Source organism: Candidatus Pseudomonas auctus, assembly GCF_048654275.1.
In the GTDB taxonomy this organism is placed as follows: Bacteria; Pseudomonadota; Gammaproteobacteria; order Pseudomonadales; family Pseudomonadaceae; genus Aquipseudomonas; species Aquipseudomonas pharyngis.
This window is the reverse complement of the sequence record NZ_JBJYZK010000001.1, coordinates 785,526-803,801: the sequence shown is the minus strand read 5'-3', so window position 1 is coordinate 803,801 and position 18,276 is coordinate 785,526. Positions and strand designations below refer to the sequence as shown.

The window sequence follows — 18,276 nt, the reverse complement described above, 5'->3', positions numbered from 1 at the left end:
GGAAAATCACCCGAGCAGCATAGTGACAAAATTCTTTAAACGTTCAGCCGGGTCTTAAACATTTTCGCCATGTCTTCCAGCTCGGTAGCCGGGTGATGGCCGATCAGCATCCAGGCGTGCTCGCGTTCGGTCCAGTACACCACGTTCATCCCGTGACGGCGCTCATGGGCCAGCGGCTGGCTGCCGCTGTTGGTGCGCGTGACGCACAGCGCCAGCGGGCCGTGGGTGGCGTCGAGCCAGGTCATCTGGGCGATGGGCACGCCGTCATACTCGAGCAATTGCGCGCGTTTGAACTGCGCGCCGGGCAGTTTGAGTTTCGCCGGCGACAGGCTTACACCCAGCCGCGCATCGAGGGTTCGCAACTGCGCCAGTTGCGAGGCTTCATCGGTGGGCAGATGTTCGAGGGTCTGCGGCACATACAGCGCCATGTAATCGCCCACCAGTTCGCGCCAGTTGTGCGATTGCTGCGCTTGCCAGGCCAGAAACAAACGGTCCGCCGCAACAGCTGCGAGCGCCACGCCCGCTGCCGCCGCGCCGATGAACCAGCGCCGGCTGAAACCGGGTTTCTGCGGTGACGGCGCGGCATCGAGCCGGGCCTGCAAACGGTCGAGCGGCGCCTGTTGCGCCTGTTCGTCATAGGCGGCCTTGAACGGCAGGGTGCTGCGGCTCAGCCATTGCACCCGCAAACTCAGCAGCGGATCGTCGGCGATGAGGCCGTCGAGTTGGCTGCGCTGTTCGCGGTCCAGTTCATCGTCCAGATACGCCACCAGTTGCTCGTCGGAAGGCGTATTCATTGCCGGTCTCCTGCGGGGGTGTTCGGTACCGCTTGCAGCGGCGGGTATTCGGCCAGCTTCAGGCGCGCGGTGGCCAGGCGGCTCATGACCGTGCCGATCGGCACTTGCAGGATCTCGGCGACTTCGCGGTAGGACAGGCCTTCAACGTAGGCCAGATAAACCGTTTCACGTTGAGTTTCCGGCAGCGCATCGACGCGGCGGATCACCTGCGCGGCCATCACATGAGTCTGCGCGGCGTATTCGCCATCGAAGGTCAGCTGCCTGTCGGCTTCCGTCACGCCTTGGCCCTGGCGCACCCGGCGGGCGCGCACTTCGTTGAGCCAGATCGAATGCAGGATGCTCAGCAGCCAGCGATCCATGCGCGTGCCGGCCACGTACTGGCCCGAACGCTCCAGCGCCCGCACGCAGGTGGCTTGCACCAGATCCTCGGCCACGTGCCGATTGCGCGACAGCAGCAAGCCGTAACGCCACAGGCGCGCCAGGTGTTGCCCGAGTTCGGCTCTGAAGGCCTGATCGCTGAAAATGTTCGCCTCCGCGTGTCGTGTCAGGTTTTCGATGAATCGTTGATGGCTTCGGCCAGGTCCCGGTATTCCTCGCAGGTCGTGCCGCAGATCTTCTGGATGTGCTGCAACTGTTCCTGCGCCAGATCGACGCGGCCCTTGATGACGTAAGCCTCGCCCAGGTATTCGCGGACCTGCGCGTACTGCGGATCAAGCTTCACCGATTGCAGGTAATAACCGATGCCTTCGTCGGTGCGCCCCAGTTTGCGCGTCGCGTAACCGCGATAGTTGAGAGCCTTGGCAGTGTTCGGTTGTTCCAGCGTATCGAGCAGGGCCAGGGCTTCTTCGTAACGGCCGGCCTTGGCCAGGCGGTAGGCGTAATCGGTCCGGTCGGCGTCGGGTACGAGGCTGCTGGTCTGCATCACGCACTTCTGGGTCTTGGTGTCGAACACCTGGCCTTTCGGGCAGTTGGGTTTCTGTACCGGTGCCTCTTCATCGCCATTGGCGAAGGCGAGGGGGTTCGCGAAAACGGCGGCTACCAGCAACGGGGCGGCGAACATAACGGAACGGATAGTCATGGGCAAGGCTCCACAAGGGGTCATGTTTCACTTTGAACACCGCAGGGTGAACATTTATTCATTGCTTTGTCAGGCTTTGTTAAAGGAAAGCCGTTTTTCCGGCGCTATGCTGGTCAGCGTTCGTCGTCGATCTGCAGTTCTACCATGGGAGTTTGGCCATGAAAGATCAGGTTCACCACTCGGCCGCCAGCGGCTACAAAACCGCCGCCGACACCTACGTCAAAGGCCGGCCCGACTACCCGCCGGCCGTCAGCGAATGGCTGACCGGCACACTGGGCCTCGATGCCCACAAGACTGTTATCGACCTTGGCGCCGGCACCGGCAAGTTCACCGGACGGCTGGTGACGACCGGCGCACAGGTAATCGCCGTGGAACCGGTGGCGCAGATGCTGGAAAAGCTGTCGCTGGCCTGGCCGCAAGTGCTGGCCGTTAGCGGTACGGCGACGGATTTGCCGCTGCCCGACGCCTCGGTGGATGCTGTGGTGTGCGCGCAAGCCTTTCACTGGTTTGCCCGTACCGAAGCCCTGGATGAAATCGCCCGGGTCCTCAAGCCGGGTGGCAAGCTGGGCCTGATTTGGAACCTGCGCGACACCCGGATCGACTGGGTGCCCAGACTGGATGCCATCGTCAACGCGCTGGAAGGCGACACGCCACGCTTCTACACCGGCGAATGGCGCAAAGCCTTTCCCCATCCGGCGTTCGGGCCGTTGCAGGCGCAGCATTTCCAGCACGGGCATACCGGCGCGCCGGAGGATGTGATTTTCAACCGAGTGCGCTCCACCAGTTTCATTGCCGCGCTGAGCGATCAGCAGCGCGCGAAGATCGACGAGCAAATTGCTCAACTGATTGCCGGCGAGCCGCAGCTGCGGGGCAGGGAGATAGTGACGGTGCCTTACGAGACCGCCGCCTTCGTGGCGGTGAAGAACGGCTAGAGTCCCGCATTTGGCCGAACCGCCGTGCTGATGCCTTGTTATAGTTCGGGCCTCATTTACAGCCCGGTAAAGGATTTCTGCCATGACTCAATACACCGCCTTCAGCGTCGAACTGGCCGACAACATCGCCCATGTGCAGATCAATCGTCCGGAAAAGATCAACTCGATGAACGCCGCGTTCTGGAGTGAAATCGTCGAGGTGTTCCAGTGGATCGACGACACCGACGAAGTGCGGGTGGTGGTGCTCAGCGGTGCCGGTAAACACTTCTCCTCGGGCATCGACCTGATGATGCTGGCCGGTGTGGCCAATGAGCTGGGCAAGGACGTCGGCCGCAATGCGCGCCTGCTGCGCAAGAAGATCCTGAGCCTGCAAGCGTCCTTCAATGCGGTCGACAATTGCCGCAAACCGGTACTCGCGGCGATCCAGGGTTATTGCCTGGGCGGCGCCATCGACCTGATCGCCGCCTGCGACATGCGCTACGCCGCCGAAGACGCGCAATTCTCGATCAAGGAAATCGACATCGGCATGGCGGCCGACGTCGGCACCCTGCAACGGTTGCCACGGATCATCGGTGACGGCATGCTGCGTGAGCTGGCTTACACCGGTCGCACCTTTGGCGCCGAAGAAGCGCGCAGCATCGGCCTGGTCAATCGCGTCTACAGCGACAAGGACAGCCTGATCGAAGGCGTGATGGACATCGCTCGGAACATCGCCGGCAAGTCGCCGATCGCGGTCACCGGCACCAAGGAAATGATCAGCTACATGCGCGACCATCGCATCGACGACGGTCTCGAGTACGTTGCCACCTGGAACGCCGCCATGTTGCAATCCACCGACTTGCGCGTGGCCATGGCCGCCCATATGAGCAAACAGAAACCCGAATTTCTGGATTGAGAAACCATGACATCTCGCTGGACCACTGCAGTACTGGACACCGATCAACCCGGCGGCTGGGCCGTGGCGCGCAGCCCCGAGGGTTTCCTGTTCGATGACAACGGCGCGCTGTTCCCCCGGGAATGGCTCAAGCGCCAGGACTTGTCGATCCTGGCCGAGCACGGTATCGGTCATCTGGATGGCGAACCGGTGTATCTGCTGGAACTGCACAGCACCAGCGAGGTGCCGGGGTGCAACTGGAAAGGCCTGCGGGCGTTCATGCTCGACGGCGATCACACGATCTACAAAGTGCTGGGTTACGCGGCGCAAATCGGGACCTGGGCCCGTGAGCACCGGTTCTGCGGCAATTGTGGTCAGGCCATGACCCAGGTGCCGCGGGAGCGGGCGATGTATTGCCAGCCCTGCGATCTGCGCAGTTATCCGCGGATTTCGCCGAGCATGATCGTGCTGGTGACCCGTGGCGATGAGATCTTGCTGGCGCGTTCACCGCGTTTTGTCACCGGGGTCTACAGCACGCTGGCCGGGTTTGCCGAACCTGGGGAGTCGGCCGAGGATTGCCTGATCCGCGAAGTGCGCGAGGAAGTGCAGATCGAGGTGAAGAACATTCAGTACATGGGCAGCCAGTGCTGGCCGTTCCCGCACTCGATGATGCTCGGCTTCCATGCCGAATATGCCGGTGGCGAGATTGTCTGTCAGGAAGACGAGATCGAAGACGCCAAGTGGTTCAACGTGCACGCTCTGCCGCCGTTGCCGGCGTCCAAATCGATTGCCCGTTACCTGATCGACGTCTACGTGGCGCGGCGCTTAGGCCACGCTGAACCAGTGCTGCCAGGCTAGGCGCACGGTCAACCCCAACACCACGGTGATGAACACCGGACGAATGAACTTGGCGCCGCCGCTGATCGCGGTGCGCGCCCCGAAGAATGCGCCGACCATCACCGACAGGCCCATGCTCAGGCCGATGATCCAGTCCACCTGCCCGGAAAACACGAACACCGACAGCGCGGCAATGTTGCTGACGAAGTTCATGCTGCGTGCCACGCCGCTGGCCTTGACCAGATCGATCGGGTACAGCAGCAGGCTGCTGACGGTCCAGAACGCGCCAGTGCCGGGGCCGGCCACGCCGTCGTAGAAACCGAGGCTGAAGCCCTGGGTCGATTGCCACTTTTTCTTGATCGGCGCGTCGCTGTCCAGCGGCGCTTTCGGCGTGCCGCCAAACAACAGGTACAGGCCACAGGCGAAGACGATCACCGGCAGCATCTTGTTCAGCCATTCGGCGGGCAGGTAATGGGCGACGATGGCGCCGGTCAGCGCGCCAACCAGGGTGCCGACGATGGCATGCATCCACTGCCGTGGGTGAAACAGCTTGCGTCGGTAGAAAGTGAAACTGGCGGTGGCCGAACCGAAGGTCGAACTCAACTTGTTGGTGCCCAGAACCAGGTGCGGCGGCAGGCCGGCGGTGAGCAACGCAGGCGTGGTCAACAGACCGCCACCGCCGGCGATGGCGTCGATGAATCCGGCAATGAAAGCGACAAGGGCCAGAACGGCCAGGGTGGTGAGGTCAACGCTGAGTTCGAAAGGCATGGAATCGGCTTATTCGGCAGGTTGCAGAGCTGGGCTGCGGGGAGGGCAGCCATGTTACCTGTATCCAGCTTTTGCGGCGACCTGTCGGACGCCTTCGCGAGCAAGCCCGCTCCCACATTCTGGAATGCGTTCCCCTGTGGGAGCGAGCTTGCTCCGGGCGGCGATCCGACGAAGAGGTCAGTCCAATCCGCACATATCTCAACTGTTGCCCCTAGAACAGCCAGTCAACAAATCACCCTCACACAACGCATCCTGATTATCTGCAAGCCCAATAAAACCGGGCTATCGAGGCTGGCACGCTTGCTGCTCTGGCTTACTCACCTTCATCAACTGTCCCGAGGACACGCCAATGAGTCAGCAAGCCGTGAAATTTGCCTACTGGGTACCGAACGTCAGCGGTGGGCTGGTGGTCAGCAAGATCGAGCAACGCACTGATTGGGGCATCGACTACAACCGCAAGCTGGCGCAACTGGCCGAGGCGGCGGGTTTCGAATACGCCCTGACGCAAATCCGCTTCACCGCCGGTTACGGCGCCGAGTTCCAGCATGAATCGGTTGCTTTCAGCCATGCGCTGCTCGCGGCCACCAGCAAGCTCAAAGTCATCGCCGCCATTCTGCCCGGGCCGTGGCAACCGGCGCTGGCGGCGAAACAGTTGGCGACCATCGATCAACTCACCAACGGCCGGATCGCGGTGAACATCGTCAGCGGCTGGTTCAAGGGCGAATTCCAGGCGATTGGCGAGCATTGGCTGGAGCACGACGAGCGCTACCGTCGCTCGGAAGAGTTTATCCGTTCGCTGCGAGGGATCTGGAGTCAGGACAATTTCACCTTCCGTGGCGATTTCTATCGCTTCGACAACTACAGCCTCAAGCCGAAACCGCTGGGCCGGCCGGAAATCTTTCAGGGCGGCAGTTCTCGTGCCGCGCGGGACATGGCGGCACGGGTGTCGGACTGGTATTTCACCAATGGCAACAGCGTCGAGGGTATCAAGGCGCAGGTCGATGACATTCGCGCCAAAGCGGCAGCGAACCAACACTCGGTGAAAATCGGGGTAAACGCGTTTGTCATCGCTCGGGATACCGAGGAAGAAGCCAAAGCAGTGCTGGCGCAGATCATCGATCAGGCGGACCCGGAAGCGGTGAATGCCTTTGGGGATGCGGCGAAACAGGCGGGCAGGGCGTCGCCGGAAGGTGAGGGTAACTGGGCCAAATCGACCTTTGAAGATCTGGTGCAGTACAACGACGGCTTCAAGACCAACCTGATCGGTACGCCACTGCAGATTGCCGAGAGGATCGTGGCGCTGAAAGCGGTGGGTGTCGACCTGGTATTGGCGGGATTCCTGCATTTTCAGGAAGAGGTGGAGTATTTCGGCCAGCGGGTGTTGCCGTTGGTGCGGGAACTGGAAGCCAAAGCGCAATCGATCCAGACCGCTGAAGTTGCTTGAAAATCCCTCCTGCACACTATGCAGGAGGGATCGGCTACTTAATTACAGACCCAGTTCGGACAACCCCGGATGATCATCCGGGCGGCGACCCAGCGGCCAGTGGAACTTGCGTTCGCTTTCCTTGATCGGCATGTCGTTGATGCAGGCATAACGCTGGAACATCAGGCCGTGCTCGTCAAATTCCCAGTTCTCGTTGCCGTAGGAACGGAACCAGTTGCCCGAGTCGTCGTGCCACTCGTAGGCGTAGCGCACGGCAATGCGGGTGTCGGAGTAGGCCCAGAGCTCCTTGATCAGGCGGTAATCCAGTTCCTTGGCCCATTTGCGGGTCAGGAAACCCTTGGCTTCTTCGCGGTTGTTGGCGAATTCGGCGCGGTTGCGCCATTTGGTGTCCAGGGTGTAGGCCAGCGACACGCGCTCCGGGTCGCGGGAGTTCCAGCCATCCTCGGCCAGACGAACTTTTTCAATGGCTGATTCACGGTTGAACGGTGGCAATGGCGGACGAACTTCGGCTGCAGTAGACATGTTTGTCTCCCGATCTGTTAACAGTTAAACAACTTGTCAGGCTTATTAAGGCGTTACAGGTCCAATAACTTTCGCGCCATGCATTGCGCATTATCGGCGGCACTGTGATCACCCATCACAAGCGCTACGGTAATGGCGCCGTCAATCAGGATCAGCAACTGTTTGGCCAGCAGTTGCGGGTCCACGGCCCCATGTTCGGTACACAGCTCGCACAAGTAGTCGAGCAGTTTCTGTTTGTGGTCTTTGGCGACCTGGCGAACCGGATCCTCGGGATCGCCGGTCTCGCCACTGGTATTGATGAAGGCACAGCCCCGGAAGCCTTCCGAGGCGAACCAGCCCTTGAGCACGGTGAACAGGTTGAGCAGGCGGTCGGCCGGGGTCTCGGCCTGATCGACGGCGCTTCTGTACCAGTGCATCCAGCGCACGTCGCGGCGTTGCAGGGCGGCGACGGTCAGCTCCTCCTTGTTGGCGAAGTAGCGGTAGATACTCTTTCTGGAAACGCCGGCGGTTTTCACCAGAAGATCCATGCCGGTGGCGGCGATGCCACTTTTGTAGATCAACTTTTCGGTGACATCCAGAATGATGTCTCGGGTTGTGTCGTTGCGTGTGATTTCGTTCATGTGGTGAACAGTAGAACGATCGTTCTCCTTGGTCAAGCGGATATTTCTTTCATCTGGAAGATAGCGATCGCCAGCAGGCCGGCTCCCACAGAAAAAATGCATTTCAGCCGAGGGAACCTGGCGGCTGGTGATGAAGTCATTACAGACACTCACAAGACCCGAAGGAGTTGATGGTGTAAGCTCTCGGGTTCTTCGGATTCGACCCATTGCGAGCCCTATGCCGTTGCTTTTCAAACGCTCTCTGCTGCCCAAACTGCGCAGCTTTCCGCTGACCGCCGAGGCCGTGACGATCCTGCCCGGCGCCGCCGATTTCCGTCGTTGCCTGCTGGAGAAAATCGCCCAGGCGACCCGGCGCATCTACCTCGTCGCGCTTTATCTGCAAAACGATGAAGCCGGCCAGGAAATCCTCGATGCCTTGCACGCCGCCAAACTCAAGCGTCCCGAGCTTGAAATCGCGGTGGTCGTCGACTGGCTGCGGGCCCAGCGCGGCTTGATTGGTGCCGGCAAGCAGCCGGGCAATTCGGCGTGGTATCAGGAAATGACCCGCACCCACCAGAGCATGGTGCCGGTCTACGGCGTGCCGGTGCAGACCCGCGAGCTGTTCGGCGTGCTGCACCTCAAAGGCTTCGTGATCGACGATTGCGTGGTCTACAGCGGTGCGAGCCTGAACAACGTCTACCTGCACAAATTCGACAAGTACCGTTTCGACCGTTATCACGTGTTGCAAAGCCGCGAACTGGCGGACTCGATGCACCATCTGGTCAAGCACGGCCTGATCGAATCGAAAGCGGTGCATCGCCTCGACCTGCCGAACCTGCCGACCACCCGCAGCCTGCGCAACGACATCGGCGACCTGCGCAGCCGCCTGAAATACGCGGCGTACGACACCAGTGCCGGCAGCACGGCGCACACTGGCCTGTCGGTCAGCCCGTTGCTGGGTGTGGGCAAGAACAATCCGCTGAACCGGGTGATTCTCGAGCTGATCGCCAGCGCCCAGAAGCAACTGACCATCTGCACACCGTACTTCAACCTGCCGCTGGGGGTGATCCGCGAGATCAACCGCGCACTGGCGCGCGGCGTGAAGATCGACATCGTGGTCGGCGACAAGACCGCCAACGACTTCTACATTCCGCCGAGCGAGCCGTTCAAGGTGATCGCCGCGCTGCCGTATCTCTACGAGATCAGCCTGCGCCGCTTCGCCAAGCGGCATCAGCGCAACATCGACAGCGGCCAGTTGAACCTGCACCTGTGGCGTGAAGGCGACAACAGCTATCACCTCAAGGGCATGTGGATCGACCAGCGCTACACGTTGCTGACCGGCAATAATCTGAACCCGCGGGCGTTCCGTCTCGATCTGGAAAACGCCTTGCTGATCGATGACCCGAAAGGCGAATGGCTGGAGCCGCGCCGTCTGGAGCTGGAGAACATCTTCGAACACACCACGCGGATCGAGCGATTCCAGGACCTGGAAGCCCTGCCGGATTACCCGGCCGGGGTGGCCAAGTTCCTCAAGCGCGTGAGCCGGGTGCGGGTCGAGCGGTTGCTCTATCGCATTCTCTAAGACACAGAATTTTCGGCGCCGCTAAAAATGCCTTCGCGAGCAAGCCCGCTCCCACACAGGGTCTTTGTTGAACACAAAATTGTGCTCAGCGAAGATCCAGTGTGGGAGCGGGCTTGCTCGCGAAAGGGGTAGAACAGGCGCTACACGTCTCAGTTCAAACCCAGTTTCCCACGCAATGTGGAAAGGTCTTCAGCCAGGGTATTGACCGGGCCGACCAACGCCTTGCGGTCGTTGTCCTTGACCTTGTCGTAAGTCTCGAAACCACCGTCCCTGGTCTTGTACTTGGCCAGGATCTTGTCCACGGTGGCGAAGTTCTTGTCGACTTTGGCGACGAAGGCTTTGTCCTGTTTCTCGATCTGCGGACGGAACAGGTCGACGATTTTCTTCGCGCCGTCGATATTGCCCTGGAAGTCGTAGAGGTCGGTGTGGCTGTAACGGTCTTCTTCACCGGAGATCTTGGTCGCGGCAACTTCTTCGAGCAGTGCAGCGGCGCCGCCGACGACTTTCTCCGGCGGGAAGGTCAGGCCGGCGACGCGGGTTTGCAGGTCCTTCACGTCCTTGTTCAGGCCGTCGGCCAGGGCGTCGAGATCCTTGGTGCTCTTTTCCGAGAACAGCGAGTACTCGATGCGGTGGAAACCGGTGAAATCTTCGGCTTTTACGCCTTGCTCGTGGTCGTCGACGCGGGAGTCGATGGAAGCGTCGAGGTCACTGAACAGCTCGGCGATCGGCTCGATCGACTCGTAATAAACGCGGGTCGGCGCGTAGAGCTTTTGCGCGGTGGCCAGGTCGCCTTTTTTCACCGCGTCGGTGAACTGCTGGGTGTGGCTGGCCAGTTCATCCAATTGTTCGGTGACATAGATCTTGTAGTCCGACACCGGCCCCACCAAATCCAGCGGCGCGGTCGCGGCGAACGCCGACAGCGGGGTGTTGAGCAAACCAAGGGTCAGCAATAACGCGAGTGGCGTCTTTTTCATGGGGGCGGCTCCTGTTGAATGCTATGCAGTTGTTTTTGGTTGAGTAGCGTTGAGCAGCGAGCGACCGATGAAGTCCTTGTCGCCCGTGACACCCGGCAGGGTGAAGAAGTAACCGCCGCCGACCGGCTTGAGGTATTCCTCCAGCGGCTCACCGTTGAGGCGGGTCTGCACGGTGATGAAGCCTTTTTCCAGATCGGCCTGGTAGCAGATGAACAGCAGGCCCATGTCAAGCTGGCCGTTCTTGTTCACGCCGTTGGAATAGTTGAACGGCCGGCGCAGGATCAGGTTGGCCTGGCTCGCGGCGGTGCGCGGATTGGCCAGGCGAATGTGCGCGTCGAGCTTGGTCAGTTTGCCTTCCGGATCCTTGCTGTAATCCGGGACTTCGGTCTCATGGCTGGCGCCCATCGGCGCGCCGGTGGTTTTGACTCGGCCGATGATGCTTTCCTGTTCCTGCAACGGCGTGCGGTCCCAGCGTTCGACGAAGTTGCGGATGATCCGCACCGCCTGATAACTGCCGTGGGTGGCCCAGGCCGGTTCATCACTGCCCGGTTGCACCCAGACGATGCGGTCCATGGCTTTGCCGTCGTTGGAATCCGGGTTGGCCGAACCGTCGCGGAAACCCAGGAAGTTACGCGCCGATTGCGCCGGCACACCAGGCTTGGCCGGGGCTTGCGGCGGCACGCTGCCTTCCTGTTTCCAGCGCACCAGCAGCAGGTCCGGCAGGTTCTTCACGATGTCGCGCAGGGCGTGGATGTTGGTGTCGGCGGTGTTGGAGCAGAACTGCAGGCTCAGGTCGCCGTGGCAGCAATCGGCTTCCAGCGCATCGTTGGGGAAACCGACCATGCGCACCAGACGCTTGGGTTTGGCGGACGCGAGGCCGAAGCGCTCATCGAACAACGATTCGCCGACGGACACGGTGATGGTCAGGTTGTCCGGTGTCACCACCGGGCCGAGGATTCCGGAATCCGGCGGCGGCAACTTCGGATCGATCTGCGCCACCGGGCCGCCCTTCATCAGGAACGCGATGCGCTCGTTGAGGGTGCGGAACAGCCGCTCCAGGTCTTCACGGTCGCTGGCCAGCACATCGAACGACACCAGCATGCCGGCCGCCGGACGCGGGGTGACGATGCCAGTCTGGTGCACGCCATGGAAATCGTGGTGATCCTGGGTCTTGTCGCTGCTCGGCGCTTCGGTGACTTGCGCAGGGGCGGCGGCCATCGCCGGGCAGCTCAGGGCAGTGCCGGCCAGTGCGACACCGGCGGCGCCCATGCCCATCAGTACGCGGCGACGTTGCAGGTTGAAGTGTTCGGAATCGTTCATCGGTATTCGTCTTCTGCTTACAGGCCGGAGAGGCCGAGGGCGGGATCAATGGCGTCGAGGGCGTCGGCCAGGGCCTTGGCCTTGTCGGCGATCTGCTTGCGTTGCTCACCGTTGACGGTGTCGTAACTGGCGTAGCCGTCCTTGGCCTTGAAGCCGTTCAGCGTGGTATCGAAATCAGCCATCGCGCCGTCGATTTTCGGCAGCAGGTCGGCGGCGGATTTGCTCAGCAGCGGGCGCAGCAATTCGACGACTTTGTGCGCGGTTTCCTGATTGGCTGCGAAGCCGTTGAGATCGCTGTGGCTGTAGCGTTCCTCTTCGCCGCTGGCGGCGCGAACGTCGGCGAGGGTGTTGAGGTTGCGCACGACGATTTCCACCAGTTGCTCCGGCGGCAGCGATTGGGCCAGCAGCTGTTGTTTCAGCGTGGTGACGTTGTCGAGCAAGCCCTGGGCAATCGGTGTCAGCCCGTCGAGTTTGCGTTGCTGGAACAGCGCGTATTCGAGGCGGTGGAAACCGACGAAGGCCGGATCCAGCTCGCGTTTTTCGAAGTAATCGGCGCGGGCGTTGATGCTGTTGTCCAGTTCCGCCAGGCGTTGTGCGGCGGGGGCCAGACGCTGATACGCGGCGCGGGCCGGCAAATACGACGCCTGGGCCTGGGCCAGATCGCCGCTGTCGATGGCTTGATTCAGCGCCGTCACGGCTTTGATCAGCGCGCTGCCCTGGCTGGCCAGATAGACGCGGAACTCAGACAGCGGCCCGACGAAGGCAACCATCGACGGCTTGGCCTTGGCGGCGGCATCCGAAGCGGCGGTCGGCGTCACGTGCAGGGTGCCGCGCGGGTTGCTCAGCAGGCCGCAGGTGATGGCGTAGTCGCCGGGTTGCAGGTTGGCGTTGATCACCTGGCTCAGGCCCGGCGCGATGTTCTCGCGCTCTTCGATCACCAGCACGCCGTCGAGAATTTCCCACTCCACCGCCCGGTCGGAGCGATTGACGATGCGGAAACTGGCGCGGCCAGCCGGCACCGTCAGGGCGTTCGGTTCGCAACTGTGCGGATGGATGTTGACCACCACTTCGTCACGGTTGTGCTGACGTTTGGCGGCGGCCAGTTTCGAGGCGTAGTAGAACAGGCCACCGGCGGCGATCATCACGACCACCGAACCGGCCACCGCCCAGCGCAAGGCGCGGGGAGGCGAGGCCTGAGGAGTATTAGGCTTTGACATGACGGCCCTTATTGGCTGGAAACGGAAGACGATTGGGCAGCAGGCTTGGGCGCCGGCATGAAGAACATGACCAGAGCCACCAGCAGATAAATCAGGTACGCGCCGAGGGTGCTGACGGTCGGTGCATCCTGATAACCGAACATGCCGGCCAGCACCGAGCCCAGCGGGCCGTCCATCGGCAGCGTCGCGCTGAAGTCGAAGAGCACGGTTTGCAGGTGGTTCCACACCCCAGCTTCATGCAGGGCCTGCACCGAGTTGGCGAGAATCCCGGCGGCGACCACGAGGATGAACAGCCCGGTCCAGCGGAAGAACGCCGATAGATTCAAACGCATGCTGCCGCTGTAGATCAGGAAGCCGACGACGATCGCCAGAATCAGGCCGAGCAGGGCGCCGATCGGCGCGGCCGGGCCTTCGCTCTGCTGGAACACGGCGAGCAGGAAGAACACGGTTTCCAGGCCTTCCCGGGCCACGGCGAAAAACACCATGGCGATCAGCGCGATGACCTGATGCTTCGACGCGGTCAGCGCTTGGTCGAGAGAGGCTTGCAGCGAATGCTTGATCGAACGCGCCACCTTGCGCATCCAGAACACCATCGAACTGAGAATGCCCACGGCCACCAGCCCGACCACGCCTTCGAACAGTTCCTGCTGCTTTTGCGGGAATTCGGCACTGACCAGCTCCAGGCCACCGCCGACCAGCAACGCCAGCGCAGCAGCGAGAAACACGCCTATCCACACCGCCGGCATCCACTGGCCACGGCCGGTCTGTTGCAGGTAGCTGGCGATGATGCCAACGATCAGCGCGGCTTCGATGCCTTCGCGCAACATGATCAAAAAGGGAACGAGCATTCGGCGGTCACTGTGTAACGAAATGAGGTTACAAGTTGTAACATAATGAAAGTCATTCTCACATGGCATTCATTGACATTTAGCTGAACCTCAGCTGAACGAGTCTGAACATCCACGCCGCCCAGCCAGCTGCGCTAAGATGCCCGCCACTCGAACAACAACAGGATTGCGCGCGTTCCATGTCGGAAAAAGACACCATCGCCATTCAACTGGTGCGCGAAGCACTGCTGCAAAGTTGTGCCCCGGGCGTGGCCACGGAAGAAGTCTTGAGCAAGGTCGGGATCGATCCGGCGTTGCTGCCCACCGATGACGCCCGTGTGCCGGCCAGCCAGTACGCGCGGTTGTGGCGCCTGTTGGCGCGGCGCGGCGATGACGAGTTCTTCGGCATGGACCCGCGCAAGCTGAAATCCGGCAGCCTCGAATTCCTCTGCCGCAGCGCAATGGCCCAGCCGAACCTGGCGGCCGGGCTGAGCAGCGGTTTGAATTTCCTGTCGTTGATGCTTGAACGCCTGCCGGCGCAACTGGTGCACCAGCAGAGTCTGGCGGAAATCGTGCTGCTGGAAGACGATCCGGAACCGCGTCGCGCCTTCACCTATTTCACTTACTGGATGATCGTCCACGGCGTGGCGTGCTGGCTGGCGGGGCGACGGATTCCGATCCTGGCCATCGAGCTGCGCTGCCCGGCGCCGGATTTTTGTGATGACTATCGGGTGATGTTCTCGGAAAACCTGCGCTTCGACCGGCCACGCACGCGGATGATTTTCGCCGCCGACGTGCTGGATCTGCCGATCAAGCGCAGCGCCGAGGAGTTGAAACGCTTCCTGGCCCATGCCCCGGCCAACATTCTGGTGAAGTACCGCGACCCGGAAAGCCTTGCCAGCCGGATCAAGCAGGATCTGCGGCAGTTGCCCGCCGAACAGTGGCCGGAAACCGACGCGCTGGCCCAGCAGTTGTGCATGTCGGCCTCGACCCTGCGCCGACGTCTGGCGGAAGAAGGGCACACCTATCAGGGTTTGAAGGACAGCGTGCGCAAGGAGCTGGCGATTACCTGGCTGGCGGAGCCTTCGATCAGTTTCGTCGAAATCGCCGCGCGCTTGGGCTTTGCCGATGTCAGCTCCTTTTATAAAGCGTTCCGCAAATGGGCGGGTTCCAATCCAGGGCATTACCGTAATCTGATCCTCAGCCAGCCAGCCGAAGCTGGCTCGACTGAGGCGTGAGTCACAATTCTTTCACGTTGACTAACGAGGTGGTGCCGGTACCGAACGCCGAGGCCTTGATGCGCAATTGCAAGTCATTCTTGGACCCGCGCAAGACGTAGATATGATCCGACAGTTTCGGGCTTTCGAGCTTGAACAGCTTTACAGTGCCCTCTGGATAAAGCGTGGGATCAAGCTCCAGAACCGCGTGGATCTTGTTGGCACGGGATGAGACGTTGTAACGGTTTTTACCGAACAGGGTTTCCGAAAGCTGTTGCAGCGGCATCGAGTCTGGAGCGAGATCCGTCACATACAGTCCAACGATATTGCGTTGCGGTCTGCCGTAAGCATCGTTGGATGAGTTGTCGATAAACGCGCTTTTTGTGGCTCTGATTGTCGCCAGTTTATCCCTGTTCACGTAGTGATACAGACGCTTGGGCAGGGACTTGATTTCGGTTTCGACAACCGTCGGAAACCCGCTACTGTCAGCGATCAACCGGCGTGACGGCGCGGGTGCATCCGCGTTGGAACCGTCGTGGCCGCGCTTGCTTGGCGCGCCTCCTTTCAGATACAACCCCTTATCGAATGTCCATCGTCCCCGACCGTCCGACATCAGGAAGGGGCCGGGCCGCGGGTTATCCACCGGATCAATGATCAGCACCAGCCCCTCTTCAATCGAAACCCGAAAAAACTGCCCTTCAACCAAGGCATGCCACTTGTCGTTGTATCGATAAAGTCCTTTGTTGCGTCCTTGCGCTACTGGTTCTCCGAGATCTGCCGGCTTTTCCAGCGCGAAGCTGTCGAGTATCGCTTTTTGCGCCCGGGAATAGGGTGAGCGTGGCGTAGCCCAGGTGTTTGTGGTGACTGATAGGTCTACCTGCGGATGCTGTTCACTCGGTAAGCCATGGTTTTCGACAATCGGTAAATCGGGCGTAGGGGAGGCGGGCCTTTCGACGGAATATTCGAATCCTTCCGTTTCGATAGACAGCTGCGCAACAGGTTCGGCGTTTTGTAAGCCCGTCGTGATGCGTCCGGCGTGCATGAGCACTGCCGCCAGGTTTAGCAGCATGTCAGCCACGGCAAAGGATTTGTCCTGACCGTCCGATTGCGCCAATGCTGCAAGGTCGGCCTTGAGACTAACTGCCAGTTGCACCAACCATCCGGCAGTGGCTGCCGGCCCGGTCACGAGCGGCAACAACGACTCGAATATCAACCAGCCGAGCGTCTTGAAGTGGGCCCAGCGATTTTCAGCGTTGGACACCGATTGCCGGTCTGCCAACTCAACGAGCGCCCGACCGTTCGCCTCATACCAGTTCTGAAAAACATCACCCTGCAGTGGGGATGCGTTCTCCAGTTCCCAGCGCAGACGTATTTCGTTGGCGCCCAGTAGCCCGGGGCGCCTGACCACGGCTTTGTACCAGGCATGGATGTTTTTTTGCAGTGTAGAGTCGGATTGAATTGCCTGTTGCAGATGGCTGCGCGAAGGGTATTGGATCAATGAAGGTGAATAGAAGGGTTGATAGAGGATGACGGGAGCATCGCTCCGGTCGCCGGCAGTAATGACGAACATATTCAGAACCGGCCCGAGCCGCAGGAGCAGAGGGCTGACAACGACGTCTTGAGTGGCCTCGCCGCCGTCAGCCAATGCGACGATCAGACGCACACCTTCCTCGTCAAAACCATGGGCGCCTGTCAGTTTGGCTTCCAGTGCCTGGAGCGGCAGTTGATTGCGCAGGTGAACCGTAAACAGATTTTGCCGGAACGACGCCTCGGTAGGATTATCGAACAGATGCTGTTGCAGATACGCCGGGAAGGTACGGCCAATGTCCACCGACTGGATGAGTGCCTTGACATAATCGTTTGTCATCCATGCAGGTATTTCGCGCTGGTTCAGGCTTTTGACGGTTATCGTGCCCCATGGCAGGCCAGCGAGATTTTCCAGTGCAAAATCGATAATGCCCAGGCGAATCGTTTCCAGGCTTCCCCACCCACCAGGTACACCTCGAGCAACCTTGATGTTGAGTTCAATGTCATCAGGATCGACCGGCTCATGCCCGTCAAGGCTCATCTGATTGATGAGCGCTTGATAGGCAAAATCGCGAATGGAATCGAGATGAGTGAAAAACGTCGCGCCATCATGCTCCAAGTGAGTTGCCGCCATGGCCAACACATAGCGCCGATAGGTGCATCTTTCGCCGGGATCCGCATTCTTCAGCCATCGTGGCAAATGCTTGTCGACATTTTCCGCTTGGGAAACAGGCGACTGTTTCCCGGCCAACAGGAGTAGTGGATCGGTGGCCTGGTCGAACTGCTGCTCAGCGCTCTCGAACATTTCGTCGACCGGAATCTGTATGCGTTCAAGTTCCAACAGTTGCTGATCGATCAAGACCCGCACCAATTCATCAAAAATATCCGCATCAGGTTCATAACGTTCAACACTCAGGGACGTGACATCCCAGCGACACTCCAAGTGTCGGGAGATATTCTGTATGCAGTCTGACTCGGAGTTGAATCGCTCCCAGGCTCCCGAGGGTTGAATCAATACTGTTCCTGACTTATCCGTGACGAGCAAGGCAGGATAAACCAGCGAAAGACTATCCGTCCCGTTATTCAAAGTGAACTTCAATAGATAGGTCGGGGGTCGCAAATGCTCATTGAATAGTTGTCGATGTTGTTTTTGGGATTTTATGACCAAGCCAGTTAAAGCGAAATACAAGTCTTGATCTGTCTGGTGAAGCGACTCGTTGATATTCGATGCACAGGCATCTTTCAATGCCTCCGACAACCACTGCCAACGGCTCATGCCGTTATCGGTGGGTTGCTGCCAGTAGTCCAGCAACTGCTGCTGCAATGTGGTGATCAGTGTTTGACAGAGTTCTTCCAGGCTCAATTGGAAAGCGGCAAGATCGAAACGAACGCCGCCAGGGATATCCAACGGAGTGATCAGGTTATCCTCGTTTACAACAATACAGCGCCCTTCACAGAAAGCCTGGATAAACGTATCCAGTAAAGGTGCCGGCTCAGAGCTCGGGCCAAACCGGGTATCAAGATAGAGTATCGTCTCAAGCAGCAGTGGCTGCGATCCAAGACAGTGCTGTAAATAATTCTCCAATTGCGATCGGGCAACACTGCGCAATGTAGGGCGGTCTTGGAATTTAGTAATTACCGATTGTTTGAAGATGAAATTATTATGATTGAACGACTTTTTTTGGGACGGCATGATGCGCTCCTTGCATGAAACAAAACCGTGGTTGTTTGTCATTGGACGCTATCAAGAAAACCAACTTGCGA

17 protein-coding genes are annotated in these 18,276 nt (G+C 60.0%); 6 read left to right on the top strand and 11 right to left on the bottom strand.

What is annotated here, in order from left to right:
• Positions 1-35: 35 nt before the first annotated feature.
• The 3 genes from ACKUG4_RS03580 to ACKUG4_RS03570 form a co-directional block, all read right to left on the bottom strand.
• The gene (locus ACKUG4_RS03580) at positions 36-794 is read right to left on the bottom strand and encodes an anti-sigma factor family protein (RefSeq protein WP_445433457.1); all 759 of its coding nucleotides are present in this window, start codon (positions 792-794) and stop codon (positions 36-38) included.
• Positions 791-1,276 (bottom strand): RNA polymerase sigma factor, encoded by a 486-nt coding sequence (locus ACKUG4_RS03575; protein ID WP_103385203.1) that lies wholly within the window; start codon positions 1,274-1,276, stop codon positions 791-793. Before ACKUG4_RS03575 ends, ACKUG4_RS03580 begins: the two co-directional genes overlap by 4 nt.
• 62 nt (positions 1,277-1,338) lie before the next feature.
• Positions 1,339-1,872, bottom strand: a complete 534-nt coding sequence (locus ACKUG4_RS03570) for a tetratricopeptide repeat protein (protein WP_445433456.1) — start codon at positions 1,870-1,872, stop codon at positions 1,339-1,341.
• Positions 1,873-2,030: 158 nt separating this feature from the next.
• Here ACKUG4_RS03570 and ACKUG4_RS03565 point away from each other — a divergent pair, with 158 nt between their 5' ends.
• From ACKUG4_RS03565 to nudC, 3 genes are all read left to right on the top strand, one after another.
• The gene (locus ACKUG4_RS03565; RefSeq protein WP_445433455.1) at positions 2,031-2,804 is read left to right on the top strand and encodes a class I SAM-dependent methyltransferase; all 774 of its coding nucleotides are present in this window, start codon (positions 2,031-2,033) and stop codon (positions 2,802-2,804) included.
• An 82-nt stretch (positions 2,805-2,886) separates the two neighbouring features.
• Entirely contained in the window at positions 2,887-3,699 is an 813-nt protein-coding gene (locus ACKUG4_RS03560) for a crotonase/enoyl-CoA hydratase family protein (RefSeq protein ID WP_445433454.1), read from the top strand.
• 6 nt (positions 3,700-3,705) lie between these two features.
• On the top strand, positions 3,706-4,536 hold the full coding sequence (gene nudC, locus ACKUG4_RS03555) for an NAD(+) diphosphatase (RefSeq protein ID WP_445433453.1): 831 nt from the start codon (positions 3,706-3,708) through the stop codon (positions 4,534-4,536).
• On the opposite strand, the gene ACKUG4_RS03550 is transcribed toward nudC, so the two are convergent.
• Positions 4,504-5,283 (bottom strand): TSUP family transporter, encoded by a 780-nt coding sequence (locus ACKUG4_RS03550; RefSeq protein ID WP_027611974.1) that lies wholly within the window; start codon positions 5,281-5,283, stop codon positions 4,504-4,506. The two genes, nudC and ACKUG4_RS03550, sit on opposite strands and share 33 nt — an antisense overlap.
• A gap of 349 nt (positions 5,284-5,632) precedes the next feature.
• Here ACKUG4_RS03550 and sfnG point away from each other — a divergent pair, with 349 nt between their 5' ends.
• The gene (gene sfnG, locus ACKUG4_RS03545; protein ID WP_064596862.1) at positions 5,633-6,727 is read left to right on the top strand and encodes a dimethylsulfone monooxygenase SfnG; all 1,095 of its coding nucleotides are present in this window, start codon (positions 5,633-5,635) and stop codon (positions 6,725-6,727) included.
• A 42-nt stretch (positions 6,728-6,769) separates the two neighbouring features.
• On the opposite strand, the gene ACKUG4_RS03540 is transcribed toward sfnG, so the two are convergent.
• Positions 6,770-7,249 (bottom strand): nuclear transport factor 2 family protein, encoded by a 480-nt coding sequence (locus ACKUG4_RS03540; protein ID WP_007951263.1) that lies wholly within the window; start codon positions 7,247-7,249, stop codon positions 6,770-6,772.
• 53 nt (positions 7,250-7,302) lie between these two features.
• Positions 7,303-7,869, bottom strand: coding sequence for a TetR/AcrR family transcriptional regulator (locus ACKUG4_RS03535; RefSeq protein WP_445433452.1), 567 nt, complete (start codon positions 7,867-7,869; stop codon positions 7,303-7,305).
• Positions 7,870-8,086: 217 nt separating this feature from the next.
• Between ACKUG4_RS03535 and pssA the strand changes: the two genes are divergently transcribed.
• Positions 8,087-9,430, top strand: coding sequence for a CDP-diacylglycerol--serine O-phosphatidyltransferase (gene pssA, locus ACKUG4_RS03530; protein ID WP_445433451.1), 1,344 nt, complete (start codon positions 8,087-8,089; stop codon positions 9,428-9,430).
• A gap of 149 nt (positions 9,431-9,579) precedes the next feature.
• Here pssA and efeO (ACKUG4_RS03525) read toward each other — a convergent pair whose 3' ends face one another.
• The 4 genes from efeO (ACKUG4_RS03525) to efeU are packed head-to-tail and all read right to left on the bottom strand — an operon-like array spanning position 9,580 to position 13,789.
• Positions 9,580-10,404, bottom strand: coding sequence for an iron uptake system protein EfeO (efeO, locus tag ACKUG4_RS03525; RefSeq protein WP_039768660.1), 825 nt, complete (start codon positions 10,402-10,404; stop codon positions 9,580-9,582).
• 21 nt (positions 10,405-10,425) lie between these two features.
• Complete coding sequence (efeB, locus tag ACKUG4_RS03520; RefSeq protein ID WP_085610379.1) at positions 10,426-11,724, bottom strand: iron uptake transporter deferrochelatase/peroxidase subunit; 1,299 nt, start codon at positions 11,722-11,724, stop codon at positions 10,426-10,428.
• 17 nt (positions 11,725-11,741) lie between these two features.
• Positions 11,742-12,941, bottom strand: a complete 1,200-nt coding sequence (gene efeO, locus ACKUG4_RS03515) for an iron uptake system protein EfeO (protein WP_445433450.1) — start codon at positions 12,939-12,941, stop codon at positions 11,742-11,744.
• An 8-nt stretch (positions 12,942-12,949) separates the two neighbouring features.
• Positions 12,950-13,789 (bottom strand): iron uptake transporter permease EfeU, encoded by an 840-nt coding sequence (gene efeU, locus ACKUG4_RS03510; protein WP_445433449.1) that lies wholly within the window; start codon positions 13,787-13,789, stop codon positions 12,950-12,952.
• Between the two features lie 179 nt (positions 13,790-13,968).
• Between efeU and ACKUG4_RS03505 the strand changes: the two genes are divergently transcribed.
• The gene (locus ACKUG4_RS03505) at positions 13,969-15,006 is read left to right on the top strand and encodes an AraC family transcriptional regulator (protein WP_445433448.1); all 1,038 of its coding nucleotides are present in this window, start codon (positions 13,969-13,971) and stop codon (positions 15,004-15,006) included.
• Position 15,007: 1 nt separating this feature from the next.
• On the opposite strand, the gene ACKUG4_RS03500 is transcribed toward ACKUG4_RS03505, so the two are convergent.
• Positions 15,008-18,205: a dermonecrotic toxin domain-containing protein gene (locus tag ACKUG4_RS03500; RefSeq protein ID WP_445433447.1), complete on the bottom strand. Its 3,198-nt coding sequence runs from the start codon at positions 18,203-18,205 to the stop codon at positions 15,008-15,010.
• Positions 18,206-18,276 lie beyond the last annotated feature (71 nt).